Origin of the sequence: Klebsiella sp. C283 (assembly GCF_048822555.1) — a bacterium.
Classification (GTDB): Bacteria; Pseudomonadota; Gammaproteobacteria; order Enterobacterales; family Enterobacteriaceae; genus Klebsiella; species Klebsiella quasipneumoniae.
In genome coordinates this window covers 432,759-447,952 of the sequence record NZ_JBMEZS010000003.1, presented here as the reverse complement: position 1 = coordinate 447,952, position 15,194 = coordinate 432,759, and the positions used below count along the sequence as shown (strand labels likewise).

The window sequence follows — 15,194 nt, the reverse complement described above, 5'->3', positions numbered from 1 at the left end:
CATCATTTCATCTCTGGAGTCGTTATGAGTCAGCAGGATGCGGCCAAACAACAGGCCAACACCCGGAACAACATTCGCGTGGTTTCCATTTTTACCGCCGCGGCGATAGGCCTCGTCGGCGTACTGGTGATCCTCTATGCCTGGCAACTGCCGCCGTTCACCCGCCATAGCCAGTTTACCGACAACGCCTACGTGCGCGGGCAGACCACCTTTATCAGTCCGCAGGTCAACGGCTACATCACTGCCGTCAACGTCAAGGATTTCGCCATCGTTCAGCCGGGTGAGGTGCTGTTCCAGATAGACGATCGCATCTATAAGCAGCGGGTACACCAGGCCCAGGCCACCCTGGCGATGAAGGAGGCAGCGCTGCGCAACAACCTGCAGCAGCGCAAAAGCGCCGAGGCGACGATCGCCAAAAATGAAGCCGCGCTGCAAAACGCCCGCGCGCAGAATCTGAAAATCCAGGCTGATTTAAAACGGGTGCAGGAACTGACCGCCGATGGCTCGCTGTCGATCCGCGAGCGTGATTCCGCCCGCGCCAGCGCCGCCCAGGGGGCAGCGGATATTGAACAGGCGAAAGCGGCGCTGGAGATGTCGCGCCAGGACCGCGAATCGACCATCGTCAATCGCGATTCACTGGAGGCCGACGTGGCCAGCGCCAAAGCCGCCCTCGAGCTGGCGCAGATCGACCTGCAGAATACGCAGATCATCGCCCCCACCGGCGGCCAGCTGGGGCAGATTTCGGTGCGTCTTGGCGCTTACGTCAGCGCCGGAACCCATCTGACCTCGCTGGTGCCGCCGCAGCACTGGGTGATCGCCAACCTGAAAGAGACCCAGCTGGCCGATGTGCGTATCGGCCAGCCGGTTACCTTCACCGTTGACGCGCTCAACGGCGAGACCTTCCACGGCAAGGTGCAGAGTATCTCCCCGGCGACCGGGGTGGAGTTCAGCGCCATTTCGCCGGACAACGCCACCGGCAACTTCGTCAAGATCGCCCAGCGCATCCCGGTGCGCATCACGGTTAACGAGGGGCAACGCAACAGCGAGCGCCTGCGCCCCGGCATGTCGGTGCAGGTGACCATTGATACCCGCGCGGAGAAGCAGCCATGATCCGCCCGGTCACCCTTGCCATCGTCCTGGCGCTGGTCGGCTGTCAGTCCGCCGATGTGCAGCGCGCCCAGCCGACGCTCGCCATCCCTGCCGCCTGGCGGGCCGACGTTGGCCCTGCCAGCCCGGTGGAAGGCGTATGGTGGCGCAATTTTCATGACAGCGCGCTGAATCAGTATGTCGACCGGGCGCTGCGCTATAACAGCGATGTGCTGATCGCCCGCGAGCGGGTGAATGAGTATCAGGCGCGGGCGTATGCCGCCGACAGCACTCTTTTCCCCTCGCTGGATGCCAGCCTGACCGGCACCCGCGCCCGCGCGCAGTCCGCCGCCACCGGCCTGCCGATCCACAGTACGGTGTATAAAGGCGGCCTGACCGCCAGCTATGATGTCGATATCTGGGGCGCGAACCGCAGCGCGGCCAGCGCCGCCGGGGCCAGCCTCGAGGCGCAGAAAGCCGCTGCCGACGCGGCCAATTTGAGCGTCGCCGCCTCGGTGGCCGTGGGCTACGTGACGCTGCTGTCGCTGGATGAGCAACTGCGGGTCACGCAGCAGACGCTCCAGGCGCGGGAAGACGCCTGGCGCCTGGCCAAACGTCAGTATGAAACCGGGTATACCTCGCGCCTTGAGCTGATGCAGGCGGATTCGGAGCTGCGCTCCACGCGGGCGCAGATCCCGCCGCTGCAGCACCAGATTGCGCAGCAGGAAAACGCCCTCAGCGTGCTGCTGGGGGATAACCCCGGCGCGATAAAACGCGGCGAATTCGCCGGGCTCACCCCGCTGCGTCTGCCCTCGCAGCTGCCGTCCACCTTGCTCAACCGCCGCCCGGATATCGTACAGGCCCAGCGTCAGCTGGTCGCCGCCGATGCCACCCTGGCCTCGTCCCAGGCGCAGCTGCTGCCGTCTATCAACCTGACCGCCACCGGCAGCCTGCAGGACCGGACGCTGCCGGATCTGCTGGACAACCCGCTGCGACTCTGGAGCATTGGCGGTAGCATCCTGGCGCCGCTGCTTAACCGCCAGGCGTTAAATGCCCAGGTGGATGTCTCGATGGCCCAGCGCAACCAGGCGCTGTACAGCTATGAGAACACGGTGCGCGGCGCGTTCAAAGAGGTCAATGACAGCCTGGACGCCATTAGCCGCTACGGCGAACAGCTGACCGAACTGCAGGGGCAGGAGGCGGTGGCGGAAGAAACATTGCGCATTGCGCAGAACCGCTACCGTAACGGCTACTCTTCGTATCTGGATGTGCTTGATGCCCAGCGAACGCTGTTCTCCACCCAGCTTAGCGTGGTACAGGTGAAGAATAACCTGCTGCTGGCGCAGATCGATCTATACCGGGCGCTGGGAGGCGGCTGGTCTGACTCATCAGGGAGCTAAAGGGGGAAGCGTCATATGCAACAACAGTGGTCTGCAGTAGACAATTATTTGATTGAGGCCTTAATTCCCAGCGATCCTGTGCTCGATCGGGTACTGGAAAACAACCATCGTGCCGGGCTCCCGGCACACGATGTCGCCGCCAATCAGGGTCAGTTTCTCGCCCTGCTGGTACGGCTTACCCAGGCTAAGCGGATCCTGGAGATCGGCACCCTCGGCGGCTATAGCACCATCTGGATGGCGCGCGAGCTTCCTGCCGACGGCCAACTCCTCACCCTGGAGGCCGACGCGCATCATGCCCGGGTGGCGCGGGAGAATCTGCAGCTGGCGGGGGTTGACCAGCGGGTCACGCTGCGGGAGGGGCCTGCGCTACGGTCCCTGGAGGCGCTTGGCGAATGTCCCGCTTTCGACCTGATCTTCATCGATGCCGATAAGCCGAATAATCCCCATTATCTGCGCTGGGCGCTGCGTTATTCCCGCCCGGGAACCTTAATTATTGGCGATAACGTGGTACGCGACGGCGAAGTGGTCAACCCACAGAGCGCCGACGAGCGCGTTCAGGGCGTGCGTCAGTTCATTGAGATGATGGGCGCCGAGCCACGGTTGACGGCAACGGCGCTGCAAACCGTGGGCACGAAAGGCTGGGACGGCTTTACCCTGGCGTGGGTCAACGCTTAAGCGTGGACGCCTGGCCCGTCGCCCCGGTAAGCGCAGCGCCACCGGGGACAACCGGCCAGGTTACGGCGTAATCTGCTCCATCGCCTGCAGCACGCGTTTGTCCGAGATGGGGTACGGGGTCCCCAGCTGCTGGGCGAAGAAGCTCACCCGCAGTTCCTCGATCATCCAGCGGATCTCCCGGACATCGTCGTCCTCACGGCGGTTCGGCGGCAGCTTATTCAGCCACTGCTGCCACGCCTGCTGCACGCTCTCGATTTTCAGCATCTGCGCGCGGTCGCGGTGCGGATCGATAGCCATCTTCTCCAGACGCTTTTCAATCGCCTGCAGATAGCGCAGCGTATCGCCAAGACGACGGAAGCCATTGCCGGTGACAAAGCCGCGGTAAACCAGCCCCGCCATCTGCGCTTTGATGTCCGACAGCCCCAGCGCCATGGTCATATCCACCCGGCCTTTCAGCCGTTTGTTGATATTGAACACCGCGGTGAGGATCTGCTCGACCTGTTTGGCGATCTCCACGACCGTCTCGTTGAGCTCGGCGCGAACTTTATCATGCAGCTGGCTAAAGCCCTCTTCCGTCCACACCGGCCCGCCCGCCTCGTCGATAAGCTTATCAACGCCGCAGGAGATGCAGTCGTCAATCAGATCCAGCACTTTGCCGTACGGGTTAAAATAGAGCCCGAGCTTGGCTTTGTTCGGCAGCTTCTCGTGCAGATACTTAATCGGCGACGGAATGTTAAGCAGCAGCAGGCGACGCAGACCGCGCCACATGGCCTGCTGCTGTTCCTGTGGATTATCAAACAGCTTGATGGCCACGCTGTCGCGCTCGTCCACCAGCGCCGGCCAGGCTTTTACCTTATAGTTGCCGCGCTTCTGTTCGTAACTCTCCGCCAGGGTGCCAAAGCTCCAGATATGCAGCCCGCTCTGCTCGATGCCGTCATCAGCGACCGCCGACAGCGTCTCCTGAACTTTGCCCTTCAGCGCCTCTTTCAGCGCCTGCAGCGAGCGCCCTTCCTGCAGCTTCTTGTTTTTATCATCCACCACCCGGAAAGTGATTTTCAGGTGATCGGGCACCTGATCCCACTGCCAGGCTTCGCGGTCGATGGTCACGCCGGTCATCCGCCGCAGTTCGCGCTCGAGGGAGTCGAGCAGCGGCAGCTCCAGCGGCGTCGCCCGGCCAAGAAACGCTTCCGCATAGTTGGGCGCCGGGACGAAATTGCGCCGCACCGGCTTCGGCAGCGATTTTATCAGGGCGATAATCAGCTCCCGGCGCAGACCCGGGATCTGCCATTCAAACCCGGCCTCCTCCACCTGATTAAGCAGCGGCAGCGGAATATGCACCGTCACGCCGTCGGCGTCGGCGCCCGGCTCGAACTGATAGGTCAGACGCAGCTTCAGATTGCCCTGGTGCCAGAAGTTCGGATAGTCCAGTTTGCTGACCTGCTCCGCCCCTTCCTTAATCAGCATGCTCTTCTCAAAGTTGAGCAGATCCGGGGTGTCGCGGCTGGCCTGCTTCCACCAGGCGTCAAAATGCCGGGCGGAGATGACGTCGTGGCTGATGCGCTGGTCGTAGAATTCGAACAGGGTCTCGTCATCCACCAGAATGTCGCGGCGGCGCGACTTATGCTCCAGCTCTTCGATTTCCGCCCGCAGCTTCAGGTTCTCCCGGAAGAAGGCGTGGCGCGTTTGCCAGTCGCCCTCCACCAGCGCGTGGCGGATAAACAGCTCGCGGCACAGCGCCGGATCGATCTGGCTGTAGTTGACCTTACGTGCGCCAACGATCGGCAGGCCATAGACGGTGACCTTTTCCGTCGCCATCACCGCGCCCTGCGCCCGCTCCCAGTGCGGCTCACTGTATGAGCGTTTGATCAGGTGCTGCGCGACCGGCTCCACCCACTCCGGCTCAATGCGAGCGGCAATGCGGCCCCACAGCCGGCTGGTTTCCACCAGTTCCGCCACCATCGTCCACTTCGGCGGCTTTTTAAACAGACCGGACCCCGGGAAGATGGAGAAGCGGGCGTTACGCGCGCCGGTAAACTCCTGTTTATCGGCATCCTTCATGCCGATGTGCGACAGCAGACCGGTCAGCAGCGCAGTATGGATCTCGCGGTATTCCGCCGGTTCGCTGTTGATCGGCAGGCCAAGCTCTTTCACCACCTGACGCAGCTGGGTGTAGATATCCTGCCACTCGCGCACGCGCAGATAGTTCAGAAAATCGACCCGGCACTGGCGGCGGAACTGATTCGACGACAGCGCCTTCTGCTGCTCGCCGAGGTAGTTCCACAGATTGACGAAGGCGAGGAAATCAGACTCTTTATCGTGAAAGCGGCGGTGCTTCTCGTCGGAGGCCTGCTGCTTATCCATCGGCCGCTCGCGCGGATCCTGAATCGACAGCGCGGAGGTGATGATCATCGCTTCCCGCACGCAGCCGTGCTTCTGGGCCTCCAGCACCATCCGCGCCAGGCGCGGGTCCACCGGCAGCTGGCTGAGCTGGCGGCCCATCGGCGTTAGCTTATAGGCGGTGGCCTGCTCATCGGTGGTGATCGCGCCCAGCTCTTCCAGCAGGCGCACGCCGTCCTGAATGTTGCGCTTATCCGGCGCTTCAACGAACGGGAAGGCGGCGATATCGCCTAAGCCCAGGGCGGTCATCTGCAGGATGACCGACGCCAGGTTGGTGCGCAGAATTTCCGGGTCGGTAAATTCCGGGCGCGACAGGAAATCGTCTTCTGAATAAAGACGAATACAGATCCCTTCCGAGACGCGGCCGCAGCGGCCTTTACGCTGGTTGGCGGAGGCCTGGGAAACCGGCTCGATCGGCAGGCGCTGCACCTTGGTGCGGTAGCTGTAGCGGCTGATACGCGCGGTACCGGGATCGATAACGTACTTGATGCCCGGCACGGTCAGCGAGGTTTCCGCCACGTTGGTCGCCAGCACGATGCGCCGTCCGCTGTGCGGCTGGAAGACGCGGTTCTGCTCGCTGTTGGACAAGCGAGCGTACAGCGGCAGCACCTCGGTATGGCGCAGATCCAGCTTATTCAGCGCATCGGCGGTATCGCGAATCTCCCGCTCGCCGCTCATAAAGATCAGAATATCCCCTGGCCCTTCGCGCCCCAGCTCGTCGACGGCATCAAAGATCGCCTGCAGCTGATCGCGCTCGGTATCGTCCGCCTCTTCCACTATCGGCCGGTAGCGCACTTCCACCGGGTAAGTCCGCCCGGAGACTTCGATAATCGGCGCATTATTGAAATGCTTTGAGAAACGTTCCGGGTCGATGGTCGCCGAGGTGATGATGATTTTCAGGTCAGGACGGCGCGGCAGCAGCTCTTTCAGGTAGCCGAGCAGGAAGTCGATGTTCAGGCTGCGCTCGTGCGCTTCATCGATAATGATGGTGTCATACTGCATCAGCAGGCGATCCTGCTGGATCTCCGCCAGCAGAATACCGTCGGTCATCAGCTTGACCATGGTGTTGTCGCTGACGTGATCGCTAAAGCGGACCTTATAGCCGATACAACCGCCCGGCTCCGTTTGCAGCTCCTCGGCGATACGGTTGGCGACGGTTCGCGCGGCCAGACGACGCGGCTGGGTATGGCCGATCAGCCCTTTCAGCCCGCGGCCCAGCTCCATGCAGATTTTTGGCAGCTGGGTGGTTTTACCCGAACCGGTCTCCCCGGCGACAATCACCACCTGGTGATCGCGTACCGCCTCGAGAATTTCTTGTTTTTTCTGGCTAACCGGCAGGTTTTCCGGATAGGTGATGGCCGGTCGCGCCGCTTCGCGCAGCAGGACTTTACCGGCTGCCTGGCTTATCTCCTGCGCCATCTCCTGGAGGATGGCCTGTTGCGATTCAGGATTTTTAACCTTCTTCACGCCGTGCAGACGGCGGGCAAAGCGCGTTTTGTCGCGCAGCATCAGGCCGTCGAGCTGTTGATAAAGCTGGGGGAAGGTGATTTTTTGTTGTTCTGTCATAGCGTTATCGGGCAGAGCTCTGCCGGGAAAATCTCTTTTGAAGTATTGCCTTAGAGTACCACATCTGTGTCATCCGTGCCTTGTTCAAAAAATCTGAACATAGGATTCGATATATTGCGCTATCTCTGTGGCGCGATTGTGAATACAGTGTCATCAAGCACCAGGGCACTGACCCGTCAATCACATTAAAAAAGGAAACACCCATGAGCAAAGTATTAGTTCTGAAATCCAGTATTCTGGCAGGGTACTCACAATCTGGTCAGCTTTCCGACTATTTTGTTGAACAATGGCAGGAAAAACACCCGGGCGACGAGATCACCGTGCGTGACCTGGCCGCTAATCCGATCCCGGTTCTGGATGGTGAACTGGTTGGCGCCCTGCGTCCGAGCGACGCGCCGCTGACGCCGCGTCAGCAGGAAGCGCTGGCCCTTTCCGACGAGCTGATCGCCGAACTGAAAGGCAATGATGTGATTGTTATCGCTGCGCCGATGTACAACTTCAACATTCCGACGCAGTTGAAAAACTATTTTGACCTGGTGGCTCGCGCCGGCGTGACCTTCCGCTACACCGAGAAAGGGCCGGAAGGTCTGGTGACCGGTAAACGCGCGGTCGTCGTGACCAGCCGCGGCGGTATCCATAAAGATACCCCGACCGACCTGGTCACCCCGTACCTGTCCACCTTCCTCGGCTTTATCGGCATCACCGACGTGAACTTCGTGTTCGCCGAAGGTATCGCTTACGGCCCGGAAGTCGCGGCCAAAGCGCAGTCTGACGCAAAAGCGGCCATCGACAGCGTGGTTGCAGCCTAATATTTCACTCCTCTCGCTTCCTGCGGGAGGAGTGTTTTACTTTTTCTCGTAGCGCAAATACCCCACCACGCCTCCGCCGCCATCGTTTGGATGATTCACCCCGTCGTTGACCTCCACGCAGGAAAAATCGAAAGGCGAAACGCCGTCAATGCAGGCCACATTCACACCATACTCCTGTGGGTTTGAACGCCGTTGATGAAAGGTGTAGATCCCGCATACCGAGCAGAAAAAGTGCACGGCTTCCCCTGTATTAAAGCGATACTCGGTGAGCTTATCCCTTCCGCGTACCACCTCTATGCCTGAACGCGGCGAAGAGACCGCGACCGCCCCGCGCATTCGACAATATGAGCAGTTACAGCGCCGAGCGGTATTGAAGCCGTCGCTGAGTTCAACGGTAAACGCCACCGCACCGCAGTGACAGTGAGCGGATAATTTCTCTGCCATATATTTCCCCCTCAGGTTGAGGATTTTGGCCGCAGGTTTTCATCAAACTCCAGCCGCTTACGCCCCTCTTCCACTTCCCGTAATGGCTCAACCTGATGCAGCGTCTGCTTACAGCGTTCCACCAGCACCTGGTATTCACGGGTGCCATGCTTTTTCCACGCCAGCTCCTGTTCGCTCAGGACGCGAATCGCTTTTGCCGGGCTGCCGATGATCAGATGGTTGGCGGGCATCTCAGCGTTGGCTTTGACAAAGGCCGAGGCGCCGACAATGCTGTTTTCGCCGATGGTCGCCCCGTCGATAATCACCGCGCTCATCCCCACCAGCGCGTTGCGGCCAATCACGCAGCCGTGCAGAATAGCGCCGTGGCCGATATGTCCGTCCTCTTCCACCACCGTATCCTGGCCGGGGAAGCCGTGCATCACGCAGTTGTCCTGAATATTGGCCCCGTCTTTGACCACGATGCGGCCAAAATCGCCGCGCAGGCTGGCGTTGGGCCCAACATAGACCCCTTTGCCGAGGATCACGTCGCCAATCAACACCGCGGTCGGGTGGACGTAACTCTCCTCCGGCACCACCGGGGTCAGTCCATCAATCTGATAAATCGGCATGCAACCTCCTTATGCGCCCGGCAAACCGCCAAAGCGCTGATAATAGAGCGGGCCCGGCGCGGGAAGCTCGCCGACCGAGCTTTCACCTTTCTCGCTGACGAACGCCAGCGCGCCGGGACTCACCCGTTGGTAAATATTGATACACAGCTGGCGGGCGGTTTGCCCCGCCCAGTGCGCCGGCAGCAGCTCTTCCGGCAGCAGCGGATCTTTGAGCACCACCCGGCGATAGAAATGAATCAGCAGGAGCTGGATCTGAAAGCTGCGTTCCGGCGTTAACTCCGCGGGGTCGCAGTCGCGCAGCAGCGGCAGTAACGGCCGGAATAACGAGATAAAAGCCTCATACATCTCGTTTTGTTCGGTGAGATGCCAGCACTCCTCCACCCGGCTGCGCAGCGCCGCCCGGGAGAGCGCCAGCGGCGAGTGAGCTTCAAAACAGATGACGTTTTCGGCGCCCCCCGCTTCATGGAGCAGCGACTGGACATCCGCCAGCTTTTGCGACGGCGAGGCTAACAGGCTCGGCGCCAGCGCGCCAAACCCCTGCCACAGCAGCTGCTTTTTGACGTCGGCCAGCACGTTTTTCTCCAGGCCTTCCGAAAGCAGCAGCAGCCAGGTGCCGTCCCATTCCGCAGCGTTCGCGCGATAAATTTTATGTTCCGCGCGTCGGGTCAGGCGCAGCCCTTTGTCGCTCAGACGATAGAAGCTGCGGCGGCCGATACGGACGACATCGAGCCACTCCTCTTTATTGAGGCGAAACAGCGCGGTGCGGACGAAACGCTCGCCGAAGCCTAATCCTTCCAGCAGCGCCGCGACGCTGCCCAGCCACACTTCCCCACCGCGTTGTAATAAGGCGTCGCCATACAGCGAGGCGATTAATGACGTGCCGCTGATCGGCGTCGCCGTCACCGCTTGTTGAATAAAGGCGTCGAGTTTACTCATCTGATTCATTCTGTTGTTATATTTTTCCTTTATGAATCATAGCACAGGAAATTCCCGGCCTACGGCGTAAAGGCCTCAGCCGGGTTATCTGGGAGAGAATTAACCGCTGACCACCGCTTTACGCAGGTCGAATACGCGACAGGCTTTGCCTTCAGAGCGCGGAATGCTGCCGCAGTTGACGATGGTGATATCGGTGGAGATCCCGACCATCGACTTAATGCGGTGGCGCAGCTGGTGACAAATCTGGCAGCGCTGCTCGTGACTCAGGGCCAGCCCGCTCTCTTTCAGCTCCACGCGCACCGCCAGCGAATCGAGATGGCCGCGGCGATTCACCTCCAGCTGGTAGTGCGGCGCCAGGTGTTCAAACTTAAGGATCTCTTCTTCCAGCTGCGACGGGAAGACGTTAACCCCGCGGATGATCAGCATATCGTCGCTGCGTCCGCTGATGCGGTCCATACGGCGCATGGTGCGCGCGGTGCCCGGCAGCAGGCGCGTCAGATCGCGGGTACGATAGCGGATCACCGGCAGCGCCTCTTTAGTCAGCGTGGTGAACAGCAGTTCGCCGTGTTCGCCATCGGCCAGCGGCGTGCCGTCGTCCGGGTTAACGATTTCCGGGAAGAAGTGGTCTTCCCAGATGGTCGGGCCGTCAACGGTTTCCAGACACTCCATCGCCACCCCCGGGCCCATCACCTCTGACAGACCGTAAATATCCAGGGCGGTGATCCCCAGCCGGCGCTCGATCTCCGCGCGCATCGCCAGGGTCCACGGCTCGGCGCCAAAGACGCCGACGCGTAATGAACAGCCGCGGGCATCGCCGGCCATCTGGCGCTCCAGCTCTTCAATCAGATTCAGACAGTATGAGGGCGTCACCATGATCATATCCGGCTGGAAATCGCGGATCAGCTGCGCCTGTTTTTCGGTCTGTCCGCCGGACATCGGGATCACCGTCGCGCCTAAGCGTTCCGCGCCGTAGTGCGCGCCAAGGCCGCCGGTAAACAGGCCGTAGCCGTAGGCGACGTGAATTTTATCTTTCGCCGTGCCGCCGGCGGCGCGCAGCGAACGGGCGACGATATTGGCCCAGTTATCAATATCGTTTTGCGTATAACCCACCACCGTCGGTTTGCCGGTGGTGCCGGATGAGGCATGAATGCGCACCACCTGCTCCATCGGCACCGCGAAGGTATCGAAGGGATAGTTGTCGCGCAGATCCTGTTTGGTGGTGCACGGGAATTTGGTCAGGTCGCTCAGTTCGCGGAAGTCGTCAGGGTGCACGCCTGCGGCGTCGAATTTACGACGATACATTGGCACATTGTTATACGCATGATTCAGCGTCCACTTCAGACGCTGGGTTTGCAGGGCCTGCAGCTCATCACGCGAGGCGGTTTCAATCGGATCTAATTTTGTAGTAGTTATCATTGTAGGGTACTCGCAGGTAAATTAGCTCACACTCGCTCGAGGATCATGGCGATGCCCTGACCCACGCCAATACACATCGTACACAACGCATAGCGCCCGCCGCGGCGCTGCAGCTCAAGGCTGGCGCTCAGCGCCAGACGCGCGCCGCTCATGCCCAGCGGATGGCCTAAAGCGATGGCGCCGCCGTTGGGATTCACATGCGCCGCATCGTCCGGCACGCCGAGCTGTCTGAGCACCCCCAGCGCCTGGGCGGCGAAGGCCTCATTCAGCTCAATCAGATCCATATCGTTAATATTGAGCCCCGCCCGCTCCAGCACTTTACGCACCGCCGGTACCGGCCCCAGCCCCATCAGGCGCGGCTCGACGCCCGCCGTCGCCATCGCCACGATCCGCGCCCGCGGCGTGAGCCCCTGGCTAGCGGCCTGCTGTTCGCTGGCGATGATCAGCGCCGCGGCGCCGTCGTTGACGCCGGAAGCATTGCCCGCGGTAATGACGCCGCCTTGACGGAACGGCGCTTTCAGTTGCGCCAGCTGCTCAAGCGTGGTTTCCGGTCGCGGATGCTCGTCCTCGCGCACGTCGCTAAGCGCCCCTTTCCGGCCGACAACCTGCACCGGCACGATCTCCTGCGCCAGAATGCCGTCGCGCTGGGCCTGCGCCGTGCGCTGCTGGCTGCGCCAGGCGAAAGCATCCTGATCGGCGCGGCTGATATTTAACAATTCGGCTACATTCTCGGCGGTTTCCGGCATGCTGTCAGTTCCGAAGTGTTGCGCCATGAGCGGGTTCACAAAACGCCAGCCAATGGTGGTGTCGAACAGCTCCGCCTGACGCTGATACGGCGCGCTGGCCTTCCCCATCACAAACGGCGCGCGCGACATCGACTCCACGCCGCCGGCGATCAGCAGATCGGCATCGCCGGCTTTGATCGCCCGGGCGGCAAAACCGACGGCGTCCAGCCCGGAGCCGCACAGGCGGTTGAGGGTGGTACCCGGCACGGTGTGCGGGTAGCCGGCCAGCAGCGTCGCCATATGCGCCACATTGCGGTTATCTTCGCCCGCCTGATTCGCGCAGCCGTAAATCACATCATCGATCGCGGTCGGGTCAAGCCTGGGGTTGCGGCTCAGCAGCGCACGCAGCGGGATCGCCGCCAGGTCGTCGGCGCGCACGCTGGCCAGCGCGCCGCCGTAGCGGCCAATCGGCGTGCGGATCCCGTCACAAATAAAGGCCTCGCGCATTACACTTCTCCTGTGATTGTGCCGCCGATGCGGTGCGATTTGCCGCGAAACAGGGCCACAATTTTTTGCTGTTGATTAACAATTTCAATGTCGTAGACCCCGGTCAGCTTGCCCTGCTGTTTGACTCTGGCGGTGGCGACCAGCCGGTCGCCGGCAAACGCCGGGCGGAGAAAATCAATGCTGGCCGCCGAAGCCACCGCCGCCAGCCCCTGGCTGTTACAGGCGTAGGCGAAAGCGGTATCGGCAAGGGTAAATAGCTGACCGCCGTGGCAGGTTTGATGGCCGTTAAGCATGTCCGGCGAGACGGTCATGGTCATCTGCGCAAAACCGTCGTCCATTTCGATGAGTTCGATCCCCATCGTTCTGGCGCAGGTATCTTTTTCATACATCGCGCGCGCGTTGCGCCAGGCGTCATTGCTCATGATGCTTCTCCATCAGCGCCTTCTGGCGCAACAGGGAGCCGGGGCGATAGCGCTCCTCGCCATAATGGTGGTGCAGGTTCTCCAGCAGGCGCAGCACGCGGCGCCAGCCGAGGCTGTCCCCCCACGCCAGCGGGCCCTGCGGGTAATTGACGCCCAGACGCATGGCGGTATCGATATCCTGTGCGCTGGCCACCCCTTTCTGTAGTGCATCCAGCGCTTCGTTAATCAGCATCGCCACCGTGCGCCACACCAGCAGGCCGGGATAATCGGCGATACGCAGCACGTTCTTGCCCTGCTGCTGGAAGTAGTGCACCGCTTTGTCCGTCGCCGCCGGCGCGTTGGTCGCCGCTGCGGCCAGCACCACCGTATCGCTGGCGCACAGGTCATACACCACCACCGGACGGCGATGCTTAACGCTCAGCGCCAGGGCAGTCTCGCCTTCGGTCTCCAGCAACAGCAGCTCGTCCAGCTCGGTGACACTGTCACTTATAGTGATGACGGAGTGAGCGCCATGGGCAACCGGCGGCAGCGCCGCCGCCGTCCTGACTTCCGCAGGCCAGCGATAGACGCCATGGCCGCTCTTTTTGCCCAGCCGCCCGGCCAGCGCCAGCTCTTGCTGGAGGAGCGATGGCAGGTAACGGCGGTCCTGCCAGAAAGCGTTAAATACCGAGCAGGTCACGGCGAAGTTGACGTCCTGGCCAATCAGGTCCGTCAGCGCCAGGGGCCCCATCGGGAAACCGCCGCCGTCACGCAAAGCGGCATCGATAACCTCCGGGGCGGCCACCTGCTCCTCCAGCGCCCGCCAGGCTTCGGCGTAGAATGGACGCGCCACGCGGTTAACGATAAAGCCGGGCGTCGAGCGGCAGCGCACCGGCCGTTTCCCCCAGCCGCTCACGCACTGGCACAGCTGCTCCACCACTTCCGCAGACGTCGCCAGGCCGCTGACGACCTCCACCAGTTTCATGACCGGCGCCGGATTAAAGAAGTGCAGCCCGGCGACGCGTTCGGGATGCTTGACCCCGGCGGCGATGGCGGTAATCGAAATCGACGAGGTATTGCTGGTCAGCAACGTTGACGGCGCGCAGATCGTCGCCAGCTGCGCGAACATCGCCGTTTTTACCTCCAGGCGTTCAGAGGCCGCTTCGATCACTAAATCTGCGTCGGCCAGCGCGGCTAAATCGTGGGCCGGATGCAGGCGTGCCAGCAGCGCGTCGGCCTGCTCTGACGCCAGTTTGCCGCGCTCGACCCGTGAGGCGAGCCGCCTGGCAATACCCTTGATCGCCCGGGCGATGGCCTGATGATCGATGTCGTAAATCAGCACCGGATGCCCGGCGGCAGCCGCCACTTCGGCGATGCCGGCCCCCATGGTGCCGCTGCCGATCACCGCCACGTTGGCTATGGATGTCGTCATCATCTATTTCCCGCTGAACTGTGGTGGCCGTTTGGCCAGAAACGCGCTGACCCCTTCGCGGTAATCATCGCTGCGCCCGGCGAGGCGCTGATAATCGCGCTCCAGGTCCAGCTGCGCGTCGAGACCGTTGGTTTCCGCCGCCAGCAGCGCCTTTTTAATCAGCCCAAGACCCAACGTCGGCTGAGCCGCCAGATGGCGCGCCAGCTGCAGACTGGTGTCCGCCAGTTCGGCATCATCCACCAGCTGCCAGATCATCCCCCACTGCGCGGCCTGTTCCGCGCTGAGGCTATCGCCCAGCAGCGCCAGCCCCATGGCGCGCGCGCGGCCGGCCACCCGCGGCAGGAACCAGCTGCCGCCGCAGTCCGGCACCAGCCCGAGCTTGCTGAAGGCCATCACAAACTTGGCCGAACGCGCGGCCAGCACGATATCGCAGCCCAGCGCCAGGGTGGCCCCTGCGCCAGCGGCTACGCCGTTGACCGCGCAAATCACCGGTTTCGGCAGCGCCGCCAGACGACGCACTAACGGGTTGTAAAAGCGTTCCACCGACAGGCCGAGATCCGGCGGCGGGCCACTGGGGTCGACGTTGCGGTCGTTCAAATCCTGGCCGGCGCAAAAGCCGCGGCCGGCGCCGGTGATCAGCAGGCAACGCACGCCGTTGTCGCGCTCGGCCTGCTTCAGGCATTCCGCCAGCTGTTGATGCATCAGGTCGTTAAAACTGTTGAGGCGGTCCGGGCGATTGAGGGTAATGGTCATGACGCCCTGTTCCACTGCGCTGAGAATGAAAGCTTCCAC

General features: G+C 61.9%; 13 protein-coding genes. 4 read left to right on the top strand and 9 right to left on the bottom strand.

The genetic code is table 11. The annotated features are described in order from the left end of the window. The first annotated feature begins 24 nt into the window (after nucleotides 1–24). From ACOI7Z_RS07860 to ACOI7Z_RS07850, 3 genes are read left to right on the top strand one after another with little or no spacing between them, the layout of a single operon-like run. Nucleotides 25–1,110 carry an HlyD family secretion protein gene (locus tag ACOI7Z_RS07860; RefSeq protein ID WP_032452665.1) on the top strand — a complete coding sequence of 362 codons (1,086 nt, stop codon included), beginning with the start codon at nucleotides 25–27 and terminating at the stop codon, nucleotides 1,108–1,110. Next, nucleotides 1,107–2,486 (top strand): efflux transporter outer membrane subunit, encoded by a 1,380-nt coding sequence (locus tag ACOI7Z_RS07855; RefSeq protein ID WP_065882229.1) that lies wholly within the window; start codon nucleotides 1,107–1,109, stop codon nucleotides 2,484–2,486. The genes ACOI7Z_RS07860 and ACOI7Z_RS07855 overlap by 4 nt, the downstream gene beginning before the upstream one ends. A 15-nt stretch (nucleotides 2,487–2,501) precedes the next feature. Beyond that, nucleotides 2,502–3,161 (top strand): O-methyltransferase, encoded by a 660-nt coding sequence (locus tag ACOI7Z_RS07850; protein WP_087849856.1) that lies wholly within the window; start codon nucleotides 2,502–2,504, stop codon nucleotides 3,159–3,161. Between the two features lie 60 nt (nucleotides 3,162–3,221). Here ACOI7Z_RS07850 and hrpA read toward each other — a convergent pair whose 3' ends face one another. Continuing rightward, nucleotides 3,222–7,124, bottom strand: a complete 3,903-nt coding sequence (hrpA, locus tag ACOI7Z_RS07845; RefSeq protein WP_048334923.1) for an ATP-dependent RNA helicase HrpA — start codon at nucleotides 7,122–7,124, stop codon at nucleotides 3,222–3,224. A gap of 203 nt (nucleotides 7,125–7,327) precedes the next feature. On the opposite strand from hrpA, the gene azoR reads away from it, so the two are divergent. Beyond that, nucleotides 7,328–7,933 carry an FMN-dependent NADH-azoreductase gene (gene azoR / locus ACOI7Z_RS07840; protein WP_002902889.1) on the top strand — a complete coding sequence of 202 codons (606 nt, stop codon included), beginning with the start codon at nucleotides 7,328–7,330 and terminating at the stop codon, nucleotides 7,931–7,933. Between the two features lie 36 nt (nucleotides 7,934–7,969). Here azoR and ACOI7Z_RS07835 read toward each other — a convergent pair whose 3' ends face one another. The 8 genes from ACOI7Z_RS07835 to paaG all read right to left on the bottom strand — a co-directional run bounded on the left by ACOI7Z_RS07835 (nucleotide 7,970) and on the right by paaG (nucleotide 15,194). Next, a complete protein-coding gene (locus tag ACOI7Z_RS07835; RefSeq protein WP_023289463.1) occupies nucleotides 7,970–8,377 on the bottom strand; it encodes a GFA family protein in 408 nt (135 codons plus the stop codon). Between the two features lie 11 nt (nucleotides 8,378–8,388). After that, nucleotides 8,389–8,985, bottom strand: coding sequence for a phenylacetic acid degradation protein PaaY (gene paaY / locus ACOI7Z_RS07830; RefSeq protein ID WP_023289462.1), 597 nt, complete (start codon nucleotides 8,983–8,985; stop codon nucleotides 8,389–8,391). Between the two features lie 9 nt (nucleotides 8,986–8,994). Next, complete coding sequence (gene paaX / locus ACOI7Z_RS07825; protein WP_420702124.1) at nucleotides 8,995–9,921, bottom strand: phenylacetic acid degradation operon negative regulatory protein PaaX; 927 nt, start codon at nucleotides 9,919–9,921, stop codon at nucleotides 8,995–8,997. A 99-nt stretch (nucleotides 9,922–10,020) separates the two neighbouring features. After that, nucleotides 10,021–11,337, bottom strand: a complete 1,317-nt coding sequence (paaK, locus tag ACOI7Z_RS07820; RefSeq protein ID WP_023289460.1) for a phenylacetate--CoA ligase PaaK — start codon at nucleotides 11,335–11,337, stop codon at nucleotides 10,021–10,023. A gap of 26 nt (nucleotides 11,338–11,363) precedes the next feature. Continuing rightward, the gene (pcaF, locus tag ACOI7Z_RS07815) at nucleotides 11,364–12,569 is read right to left on the bottom strand and encodes a 3-oxoadipyl-CoA thiolase (RefSeq protein ID WP_044522629.1); all 1,206 of its coding nucleotides are present in this window, start codon (nucleotides 12,567–12,569) and stop codon (nucleotides 11,364–11,366) included. After that, nucleotides 12,569–12,991: a hydroxyphenylacetyl-CoA thioesterase PaaI gene (gene paaI / locus ACOI7Z_RS07810; protein ID WP_023289458.1), complete on the bottom strand. Its 423-nt coding sequence runs from the start codon at nucleotides 12,989–12,991 to the stop codon at nucleotides 12,569–12,571. The genes pcaF and paaI overlap by 1 nt, the downstream gene beginning before the upstream one ends. After that, nucleotides 12,981–14,405, bottom strand: coding sequence for a 3-hydroxyacyl-CoA dehydrogenase (locus ACOI7Z_RS07805; RefSeq protein WP_170927872.1), 1,425 nt, complete (start codon nucleotides 14,403–14,405; stop codon nucleotides 12,981–12,983). The genes paaI and ACOI7Z_RS07805 overlap by 11 nt, the downstream gene beginning before the upstream one ends. Continuing rightward, nucleotides 14,406–15,194: a 2-(1,2-epoxy-1,2-dihydrophenyl)acetyl-CoA isomerase PaaG gene (gene paaG / locus ACOI7Z_RS07800; protein ID WP_087849855.1), complete on the bottom strand. Its 789-nt coding sequence runs from the start codon at nucleotides 15,192–15,194 to the stop codon at nucleotides 14,406–14,408.

Coding starts and splice junctions, on each gene's coding strand:
- ACOI7Z_RS07860 (WP_032452665.1), top strand. CDS start 25: ATGAGTCAGCAGGATGCGGCCAAACAACAGGCCAACACCCGGAACAAC.
- ACOI7Z_RS07855 (WP_065882229.1), top strand. CDS start 1,107: ATGATCCGCCCGGTCACCCTTGCCATCGTCCTGGCGCTGGTCGGCTGT.
- ACOI7Z_RS07850 (WP_087849856.1), top strand. CDS start 2,502: ATGCAACAACAGTGGTCTGCAGTAGACAATTATTTGATTGAGGCCTTA.
- hrpA (WP_048334923.1), bottom strand. CDS start 7,124: ATGACAGAACAACAAAAAATCACCTTCCCCCAGCTTTATCAACAGCTC.
- azoR (WP_002902889.1), top strand. CDS start 7,328: ATGAGCAAAGTATTAGTTCTGAAATCCAGTATTCTGGCAGGGTACTCA.
- ACOI7Z_RS07835 (WP_023289463.1), bottom strand. CDS start 8,377: ATGGCAGAGAAATTATCCGCTCACTGTCACTGCGGTGCGGTGGCGTTT.
- paaY (WP_023289462.1), bottom strand. CDS start 8,985: ATGCCGATTTATCAGATTGATGGACTGACCCCGGTGGTGCCGGAGGAG.
- paaX (WP_420702124.1), bottom strand. CDS start 9,921: ATGAGTAAACTCGACGCCTTTATTCAACAAGCGGTGACGGCGACGCCG.
- paaK (WP_023289460.1), bottom strand. CDS start 11,337: ATGATAACTACTACAAAATTAGATCCGATTGAAACCGCCTCGCGTGAT.
- pcaF (WP_044522629.1), bottom strand. CDS start 12,569: ATGCGCGAGGCCTTTATTTGTGACGGGATCCGCACGCCGATTGGCCGC.
- paaI (WP_023289458.1), bottom strand. CDS start 12,991: ATGAGCAATGACGCCTGGCGCAACGCGCGCGCGATGTATGAAAAAGAT.
- ACOI7Z_RS07805 (WP_170927872.1), bottom strand. CDS start 14,405: ATGATGACGACATCCATAGCCAACGTGGCGGTGATCGGCAGCGGCACC.